Origin of the sequence: Methanocalculus sp. (assembly GCF_030651615.1) — an archaeon.
Classification (GTDB): domain Archaea; phylum Halobacteriota; class Methanomicrobia; order Methanomicrobiales; family Methanocorpusculaceae; genus Methanocalculus.
This window is the reverse complement of record NZ_JAUSCG010000073.1, coordinates 1-6,898: the sequence shown is the minus strand read 5'-3', so window position 1 is coordinate 6,898 and position 6,898 is coordinate 1. Positions and strand designations below refer to the sequence as shown.

Here is a 6,898-nt window from a genome sequence, read left to right as displayed (position 1 = left end):
ACATATTCTGCTGCGACATTTAAGGGGTTGATCACTGCGTCAAGGGTGTCGTTCACGCCATAGATGATCTTCCCATAATCACCTTTGAACTTCGCCGCATTGCCCCGGACATCAAGTCTTCCTTCAGAAGCAGCAGCACTGATCATCGTCATCTCAGTACCAAACTGCTGGATCGTGGTGACGACTTCGCTAAATGCTCCTGCAACCTGACCGATCTCGTCTCCTCCCTGATCAACAGAGATTGTACCGGAGAGTTCTCCATCGCTAACCCGTCTGCCAAGAGCAACAAGCTCACCCATCCGCCTGGCAATTCCACGGCCGAAGAGGACTGCAATTGCACCGCCGATGACGATTGCACCGATCAGGATCGCGACGATCGCATTTCTGATCCCGTTAATCGGGTCGGTGAAGTCCTCCCAGTCTGCACCTGCTACGATATACCAGCCGAGAGGTTCGTAGTATGTAAAGGCAGTGATCTTATCAGCACCTTCCCAATTGTACCGGATGAGCCCTTCCTTCTGACTGAGTATCTGTTTAACAAAATCATGCTGAGCAACGCTCTGACCTTCAATAGTTGGATGAATGATCACTGTGCCTTTCGGGTCGAGGACATAGATGTATCCGGTCTTTCCAACAACGGTGCTTCTCATATCATTGATGACAACGCCGAGTGTTGCATCTTCCCTGACACCGACGAAGAGGATACCGATGACCGCTCCACCGGGACCCCGGATCGGCTCATACGCGGTGATGTAGTCTGTACCAACGACGTTTGCGGTCCCATAATAGGTCTCTCCACGGATGACGACGGCATTATAGACCTCCTGAGAGACCGGTGTCCCGACAACACGCCTGCCGTCTGTTCCGATCACGTTTGTCGATATCCGTATGGCCTGATTGCCCTGTACCTGGAAGACTGTGGCAGCACCACCGACCATGCCCTGCACCTGGTCGACGATCTCGTAGTTGCCATTCACCACATACTGTTGGCCGGTATTATCGATGAGCACCAGCTGATCGTTGATGATCTGGGGGGATCCATGGGTTAGAAAGATCCCCTTGAGAACGTTTAAATCGCCCTGTACCCTCTCCAGTGTAAGAGTATAGACGCTGTCGACCTGATCTCTGTTCGCTTTTACAAGAAGATTGAACTGATCCTCAATCTGGTCTTCGATCGCTGCGCTTGCCGAGTTATATGAGATGATCCCAAGAAGGAGTGTAGGGATGATCACAAGACAGAGGCAGATGATCAGAATCTTCGTCCCCATCTTCATATTATTCAGTCGTCCTTTCTTCTGTTCAGCCATGATAGTACACCTGATTCACGGTGTATATCCTGCAAGTATTAAAAACATTGTATAAAAAATCAATTATGGCTATTAATGAATGAATTTATTTCCCTATCTGACACGGTTACATGCGCAGATGACACGATCTCCTCTCTCTTCAGATTCTCCTGCTGATCGTCCTCTCATGGAGCACGATTGTGGAGTGGTGAAGGTGACTGAAAATGCCGCCAATGCAGCGAAATTCACTGAAAGCGGGAAGGAGTGTGTTCCCATAATGTTGTCCACAAAAAAGGTCAGAGGAGATGTACAGGCAGTATGTCTGTAATGCAGGTATATTAATCCTTTCAGGATTTTTTCTTCCCTTGTATGGAGTATTGTATAACTCCCTCAGGGCAGACATCGGCACAGGTTGCACAGAGGATGCAGTCGGGATTCTCCATCTTCCCTTCCCGGACCATGCCGTGCACGTCAAGGCCCATCGGGCATCTCTTCGTACAGGTGTTGCAGTCGATGCAGAGAGCCGCATCAGCACTCAGCTGAAGAGCCGGCCAGCCTGCGAGGTTTTGGATCTTCCGCCCGGCAACCATGATGCCTGCAATCGGGCAGATGATGTGGCAGAATCCCCGCCTTCCGGTGAGAAATGCGACAATGAAGATCCCCGCAAAGATCATCACGACAATCATGAGGATCTGTACAGATGAGATCGAGATGCCGTTTACCGTTCCATACAGGGGATCGACCCCCTTTATTCCACCAGCCGCGAGGAACGCCCGGCTGATCGCTGCAATCCAGAGCACTGTGACACCGTACTTGATCCAGTTGTGCCATCCCTCTTTTACAGTCTTCCTGATGAGAGGAGAACCGAGCTCCTGGCATGCACCCATCGGGCAGAGCCACCCGCACCAGATACGACCGGCAAAGAGAGAGAGGATAAAGAGGATGATATAGAGCAGGAAGGTTCCTGTGACGATTCCCTCGGATGCACCCATCATGATGACTATCGGGGAGATGTAGAAGATCGTGACAGGGATGAGGAGGAATGTAATGATGAGGATCCATCTCCGGATCTTCAGGCGTGAGGATTCTGTTTGTTGTACCTGGTCTGATTCAGCCATGAAGTGTACCTTCAGGAATGTGGAAAGTTTCAGAGCTTAAACTATCTGATACATTCTTATATCATGGCAATGTTCGTACTTCTGGTGTGCCGGTGATCGGGCCTTTTTTGTCAGCGAATCCTGGATAACTGCATAGGATAGTCAAGTGATCGCGTGGAATGGAATTGAGATCTATTCCCTCCTCCCGGGAGCTCTAGCCTTTGCGCTCTTAAACAGCCAGTATGGAAACCCCGGGTTCCCGATATGAATCTTTTTCTATCGCTATTTTTTTCAGGAGGGATCAGATCCTCCTGCTCACCGTCCGTGCATGCAGCCTGATTGCGAGCAACGTGAAGGTGACTGAAAATGCCGCCAGTGCAGCGAAATTCACTGCAAGCGGGAAGGTGTTCGTTTCCATGATGCAGTAGCGGGCGATATCGGTGAAGTAGGTGAGCGGGGAGCAGACGGCGAGCACCTGACCCCAGAAGGGGAGCTGCTCCACCGGTATGAAGACACCGCTGATGAAGACGAGCGGGAACTTCAGGAGGGACGAGAGCATCATGATGTTTGATGGCACATTCGTCGCAGGTGTTGAGAGGAGGAGCCCGAGTGCCGAGAAACAGACCGAGGCGAGGATGATCCCGGCTAGGAGCAGGAGCGGGTGGAGAGGGACGATGCCAAGCAGAGCCCCGATTCCGATTGGGACTGCGGCAATACCGATCCCAAACAGGACGGAAGCAAACATGTCGCCTGCGATCAGGGTCCTCATCGTGATCGGGCAGGCGATCAGCCGCTCTAAGGTGCGTGCCTGGGCCTCCCATGGCTGGATCACCGGCGAGACTGCGGTTGCCGTAAAGAAGACAGTCATCGCGAGGAGACCGGAGATGAGAAACGGCATCGAAAGCCCACGGTTCCCGACAGCAAAGGCGAGAAAGAGGAAGAGTGGCATGAAGAGGCCGAAGATGATGACCGGACCTTTCAAATAGTAGATACGGATATCCTTCTTTGTGATCGCAAAGGCCCGTTTTGCCTGTTCGATGAAGCTCTCCGGGTTCATGCAGAATCAGCTCCTGTGAGCCTGAGGAACGCTTCGTCCAGTGTCGGCGCCAGTGTCCTGAGCATCCCGATCTTTACCCCCTGTTCTGCTCCGTATGCGGTGATCGCGTGGATGGTGGAATCGACATCCTCTGTGGTGATCACCCACTTGTCCCCTTCCCGCCTTGCAGATTTGATCCCCGGAAGTGTGGTGGGATCATCTGCTGTTTGCGCCGGATCGAAACTGACCTCGATGGTATGCAGCCGTTCGATCGCCATCTTCAGCCGCTCAGGTGAATCGATGGCAGCAATTCGTCCCTTTCGTATGATCGCAACCCGGTCGCAGAGCCGGTTTGCCTCATCCATGTTATGGGTGGTGAGAAAGATCGTTGTTCCGGTATTGTTCAGTTCACGGAGCATCCCGGTGATCAGGTGGGTGCTCTGGACATCGAGGCCGGAGGTCGGCTCGTCAAGGAAGAGGAGATCAGGTTCATGCAGGAGTGCCATTGCAAGTATGAGCCGTTGTTTCATCCCTTTTGAGAACCCCTGCACCTTTTGATCCTTTCGTTCAAGGAGGCCAAGGGCTTTGAGGAGTGATGCTGCACGTTCTTCTGCATAGTGTTTCGGTACGCCGTAGAGCTCTCCCATCAGCATCAGGTTCTGCCAGGCCGAGATGTCGGTATAGGCGTTTGCAGTCTCCGGCACCACTCCGCACCGCTGCTTCGCCCGGATTGGATCTGAGACGATATCGTGCCCGAAGATCGCCGCGGATCCGGAATCAGGCTGCATCACCCCGGTCAGCATCCGGGCGGTTGTAGTTTTCCCGGCTCCGTTTGGACCAAGAAAACCGAATATTTCGCCTTTATGTACCGTAAATGAGATGGAATCGACTGCGATGATCTCTGAGAAGACCTTCCTGAGATCGTTTGCGATAATTGCGTCTTCCTGATGTTCTGCTTCTTTCACACTCCACTCTCCAGCAGGATTGCTTTTCTTTCTATTACTATAGAAAGAATAGCATTAAAAGAGATGACTATGGTACACTGAAGTAATGTGCAAAGATACGCTTTCTTTTGGTATCTGTCCGCTACGGGGTATTCTCCCGCTTCTGTCGAAGAAGTGGGCACTCCCGATCATCACGACCGTCGGGAGGGCAGGCAGTATCCGGTTCACCGATATTGAGCGGATACTGGTAGGAATCAGCCCAAAAACCCTCTCTGATACCCTCTCGGATCTCCGGGCTGAAGGTCTGCTTGACCGGATCTTCTATGCAGAGACCCCGCCACGGGTGGAGTATTCGCTGACAGAAGAGGGGGCGGCTCTCTGCCTCGCGATACAGCCGTTGATGGAATGGGCTGCAAGAAGAAAAGGGTCAGGGAACCGGGAGTGCCTGCCCGCCTGCCGGATAAATGGGGCAGAGAATCTCTGCGCCAGCCATTCGAAGAGTCCCTGATCTACACCCTCTTTTCTGAACAGGGGATGCAGAGCCGTTCCCCGTCTTTGTCGTTTAGCCGGTTTACAGCAACCATCTCGCCGCATCGGGCACATTCGGCCTGTTCAAAGGCCTTTGTCTTCTTAAAAACCTCAGTTTTGAACCGCTGGACGGTGAAGAGTTCTTCCTCGGGCATCGAGAGGATGACATCTGCCACCTTCAGCATTCTGAGATCGAAGGTCATCCGCTCTTCTTCCGTTGCCTCACCTGAAAAGACCGTCTTTCTGAGTTTTGCAACAACGGGATCGATCCTCTCAAGGTCAAAGTCCCGGTGCCTGAGTATCCGCACCGCCTCACCGTTTCGCCTGTTGATGAAGGTATAGGCGTGCTTCCCGTAATCAAGGATGGTCAGGTTCCCTTTTCCAGAGGTGCATCCACTGATCACCTGGACGGCATCGATTCCACAGGCATCTGTCGTTTCGATCACTGCCCTGAGATCGTTGCCATGGTTGCACTGCACTCCAAGCTCGTTTGTTGCCTTCTCGCAGACCCGTGCGGCAAATGCAAGTCCGCCACAGAGATGGCCGTGGAACTGGATCAGTGCCTCAAGGGATGGTGTATGTTCTGTTTCTTTCTCCATACAGTGTATGTGCATATCTTATACTATATTATAATTTATCTTTAATAATTTCTCATTTTGTTACAATAAATCACATGAAAAATGATATCGATAGTTTAAAATAAACATATTGAAAAAAATGGTATGATCAAATATGATTAAAAGAACATTTAGTATGGTATTTGTGGGGCTGCTCCTCATCGCACTCCTGGTTGCTGCCGGGTGTGTCGGGGATGCAACAACCCCTGACACGAAAGCACCCTCAGGCCCACATGAAGTGACGATCACCGATGGCTTTGGCCGGACAGTGACGCTTACGGTTCCGGCAACCGAGGTTCTCGCCTCTGGTTCCGGCGCAGTCCGGTACATGGTCTATATGCAGGGTCAGGACACCCTTGTCGGTGTCGACAGCAGGGAAAAGAGTCCACTGGTACCCGAAGGTCGTCCCTATGCCCTTGTTCATTTCAATCAGCTGAAAGATCTTCCGGTCTTTGGAGAAAACCGGGGAAAAGATGATCCGGAGAAGGTCATCGCGATCAACCCGCAGGTGATCTTCAAGACGGGTGCCACCGGCCAGGGTTCTGCAACCGATGTCGGTGCGGTAAGTACACTCCAGGAGAAGACCGGTATTCCGGTGATCGGTTACCCGTATGGATCCCTCAGGACCGATGCCGAGAAGGATGAGATGTATACGTACCTCAGGACGATCGGTCTTGTCATCGGGAAGGAGGGCCGGGCAGAAGAGGTGATCGCGTACATCGAGGAGACGATGGCAGATCTTGAGCGCCGGACACATGATATTCCTGTAGCCGAGCAGAAGCGTGTCTATATCGGTGGTGTCAGCATGTCCGGTTCGCACGGTATAATCTCGACCGAGCCTGCATATCCACCATTCCTCTGGGTGCATGCGAATAATGTCGCATCAGGTCTTGGGACTGCACATATGGATGTTGCAAAGGAGGCGATTGTTGACTGGGATGCTGAGTATCTCTTTGTTGACCTTGGGACGCTCGGCATGGAGAATGACGGTGCGGTCGGGCAGCTGAAGACCGACCCGGCATTGAAGGGGCTCTCGGCGGTAAAAGAGGGTAAGGTCTACGGCGTGCTGCCATACAACACCTATAATATCAACTACGAGGTTGTCTTAGCGAATGCGTATTATGTTGGCAAAGTGCTCTATCCGGACCGGTTTGCAGATGTTAATCCAGTGAAGAAGGCGGATGAGATCTTCACCTTCTTCGTTGGAAAACCTGTCTTTGAAGAGTATAATGCTGAGTACAGAGGGCTTGGTTTCACTCAGATCCCGATCTGATACTCCAAGATCTCTGGAATGGGGGGATTTCTCCTCCCCCACTTTTTCTTCGTATTTTGCGTTTATTTCATCGACATTAGTAATACTAAGATAGTATCAGTATTTTCCTGTAAAATT

General features: G+C 51.8%; 8 protein-coding genes. 3 read left to right on the top strand and 5 right to left on the bottom strand.

The window, feature by feature from the left end; genetic code table 11:
* Positions 1 to 1,307: Cache 3/Cache 2 fusion domain-containing protein (locus Q7V06_RS03005; protein WP_304837873.1), on the bottom strand; the 1,307-nt coding region annotated here is incomplete at its 3' end.
* Positions 1,308 to 1,425: 118 nt separating this feature from the next.
* Between Q7V06_RS03005 and Q7V06_RS03000 the strand changes: the two genes are divergently transcribed.
* The gene (locus tag Q7V06_RS03000) at positions 1,426 to 1,614 is read left to right on the top strand and encodes a hypothetical protein (RefSeq protein ID WP_304837870.1); all 189 of its coding nucleotides are present in this window, start codon (positions 1,426 to 1,428) and stop codon (positions 1,612 to 1,614) included.
* A 19-nt stretch (positions 1,615 to 1,633) separates the two neighbouring features.
* Here Q7V06_RS03000 and Q7V06_RS02995 read toward each other — a convergent pair whose 3' ends face one another.
* The 3 genes from Q7V06_RS02995 to Q7V06_RS02985 form a co-directional block, all read right to left on the bottom strand.
* Positions 1,634 to 2,404, bottom strand: coding sequence for a 4Fe-4S binding protein (locus tag Q7V06_RS02995; protein ID WP_304837867.1), 771 nt, complete (start codon positions 2,402 to 2,404; stop codon positions 1,634 to 1,636).
* A gap of 280 nt (positions 2,405 to 2,684) precedes the next feature.
* Positions 2,685 to 3,440, bottom strand: coding sequence for an ABC transporter permease (locus tag Q7V06_RS02990; RefSeq protein ID WP_304837864.1), 756 nt, complete (start codon positions 3,438 to 3,440; stop codon positions 2,685 to 2,687).
* Entirely contained in the window at positions 3,437 to 4,384 is a 948-nt protein-coding gene (locus Q7V06_RS02985; protein WP_304837860.1) for an ATP-binding cassette domain-containing protein, read from the bottom strand. Before Q7V06_RS02985 ends, Q7V06_RS02990 begins: the two co-directional genes overlap by 4 nt.
* Positions 4,385 to 4,469: 85 nt before the next feature.
* Between Q7V06_RS02985 and Q7V06_RS02980 the strand changes: the two genes are divergently transcribed.
* Entirely contained in the window at positions 4,470 to 4,871 is a 402-nt protein-coding gene (locus Q7V06_RS02980) for a helix-turn-helix domain-containing protein (protein ID WP_304837857.1), read from the top strand.
* 1 nt (position 4,872) lies between these two features.
* Here Q7V06_RS02980 and Q7V06_RS02975 read toward each other — a convergent pair whose 3' ends face one another.
* Entirely contained in the window at positions 4,873 to 5,490 is a 618-nt protein-coding gene (locus Q7V06_RS02975; RefSeq protein WP_304837854.1) for an FmdE family protein, read from the bottom strand.
* Positions 5,491 to 5,644: 154 nt separating this feature from the next.
* On the opposite strand from Q7V06_RS02975, the gene Q7V06_RS02970 reads away from it, so the two are divergent.
* Positions 5,645 to 6,781, top strand: a complete 1,137-nt coding sequence (locus Q7V06_RS02970) for an iron ABC transporter substrate-binding protein (RefSeq protein ID WP_304837851.1) — start codon at positions 5,645 to 5,647, stop codon at positions 6,779 to 6,781.
* Positions 6,782 to 6,898: the final 117 nt, after the last annotated feature.